This window comes from Polaribacter septentrionalilitoris (genome assembly GCF_009832745.1).
GTDB lineage: Bacteria > Bacteroidota > Bacteroidia > Flavobacteriales > Flavobacteriaceae > Polaribacter > Polaribacter septentrionalilitoris.
In genome coordinates, this window is the sequence record NZ_VRMJ01000047.1 from 1 (window position 1) to 650 (window position 650).

Here is a 650-nt window from a genome sequence, read left to right on the forward strand (position 1 = left end):
AAGAAGCCCCAGACCCAGGGGGCATCCGTGCGCGCGATTTCGACCATGCGATCGAGCAGGGCCTGACGCTCGGGTCCGTCCTCCATGAATTTCATGGCATCGAAGAGGCGGTCGAATTCGGGATTGGCATAGTTGGAGGCGTTTTCTCCCTGGTGCTCGACTTTGCCATTGGGGCCATAGAGCAGAAAGAGGAAGTTCTCGGGATCCGGATAGTCGGCGTTCCAGCCCCACATGAAGACCTGGCCGGTGCCGTTGCGGATCTTCTCCTGAAAGCGGTTGTAGTCCGTCGAGCGGATGACCAGCTCGATGCCGAGTTTGGCGAACTGCTTGCGGATCCAGTTCAGACGCGCGCGATCGTCGGGACCAGTCGCCGCCGCCTCGTAGTTGATGGAAAGTGCCCGCCCCGTCTCGCGATCGACGCCGCCCGGATAGCCGGCCTGCTCCATGAGCACGCGTGCCTCGTCCAGACCGCGGCGGACCGGCCGGCCATCGCGCCACGCGTAGACGAATGGATTGATACCCGCCTCCCCTTCTCGGTGCCCGAAGATGCCGGGCGGAATCGGCCCTTGAGCGACCAGACCTCGGCCGTTGGCGAAGATGGAGATAAACTCCTCATAGTCCATGGCGATGGAGATGGCGCGCCGCAAGAG

1 protein-coding gene is annotated in these 650 nt (G+C 62.9%); it reads right to left on the minus strand.

Going from position 1 to position 650, the window contains the following annotated elements; all coding sequences use genetic code 11:
• A partial coding sequence (locus FP421_RS14875) for an ABC transporter substrate-binding protein (RefSeq protein WP_201288867.1) occupies nucleotides 1–650 on the minus strand: 650 nt, incomplete at both ends.